Here is a 1150-nt window from a genome sequence, read left to right on the forward strand (position 1 = left end):
TGCGGGAAGCGCGGTCCCGCGCCGGCCATCCGCCAGGGCGAAGGGATAGAAGCCCGGCGGCCGGGTGCGCTCGAAGGCATCGCTCACCAGGATCAGCCGGATCGCGACCCGCTCGGCCAGCAGGGTCAGCGTCTCGTCGAAGCCCGGGCCGGGGGCATCGAGGGCGCTGGCGATGACCAGGTGGCCGCCGGCGGGCAGCAGGCTGCGGGCCAGCCCCAGGGTCGCCTCAAGGGGCGCGTCGGACCCGGCCGCGCCGGCCGCCGCGAGGGCGTCCGCATGCGCCTGGGCCAGGGCTCCGGTCACTGCGATCATGGCGCGCTCGCCACCGGCCGGCCGCAGCACCGTCGGCGCGCCCGCACGCGCCACTGCGAGGCCGACCCGGCCGCCATCGGCCGCGACCCGCCAGCCGAGCAGGGCCAGGGCCTCGGCGGCGGCCACCGAGCGCAGGGCCCGGCGGGTGCCGAACAGCATGGAGGGCCGGAAATCGGCGAGCAGCACCACGGCGCGGTCGCGCTCGTCGTGATGGGTGCGTACGTGCAGCTGCCCGGTGCGCGCGGTGGCGTTGCGGTCGATGAACCGGCGGTCGTCGCCCTCGGACCAGAGCCGCACATCCTCCGGCTCGGAACCGCGCCCGCGCCGCCGCGTGACGATGCCGCCGGGCAGGCCCGCGAGCGTCCGGGTCGCGGGCGCCGCGCCCCGCCGGGCGAGGTGGCGCAGGCCCATCAGCGCCTCGCCTGAGAGATGGATGCCGTATTCTTGGGACTTTGCGGCACTGACAGGATGCGCGCGCGTCCCTCCCCCCTTTGCGGGGGAGGGTGGCCCCCGAAGGGGGTCCGGAGAGGGGAGCGACGCTGCCGGAAACGTCGCGACGGGTGTGAAACCCGCAGCGTCGCGCTGCCCCTCTTGCGGGACTTCGTCCCGGCCCCCCCTGCTGCGCAGGGTACCCTCCCCCGCAGAGGGGGGAGGGCGTGTCCGGCCCGTGTTCCAGAACCCGAACACGCTCAGAGCGCCCGCACCCGCTGCACCAGCTCGCCGACCAGGCCGCGGGCGGTCTTGCCTTCGGCGGCCGCCCGCCAGGTCAGGCCGATCCGGTGGGAGAGCGCGTCCCGGGCGAGCTCGGTGACGTCCTCCGGGGTGACGTAGTCCCGGC

General features: G+C 76.4%; 1 protein-coding gene and 1 pseudogene. Both read right to left on the reverse strand.

The annotated features are described in order from the left end of the window. Positions 1–723, reverse strand: a 723-nt coding sequence (locus MKL09_RS27260) for a DUF58 domain-containing protein (protein WP_244025117.1), incomplete at its 3' end; no start/stop codon positions are given. A 278-nt stretch (positions 724–1001) separates the two neighbouring features. Beyond that, positions 1002–1150, reverse strand: a pseudogene (locus MKL09_RS27265) (AAA family ATPase); the annotation flags it as partial.

Origin of the sequence: Methylobacterium sp. J-048, from assembly GCF_022829515.1 — a bacterium.
In the GTDB taxonomy this organism is placed as follows: Bacteria; Pseudomonadota; Alphaproteobacteria; order Rhizobiales; family Beijerinckiaceae; genus Methylobacterium.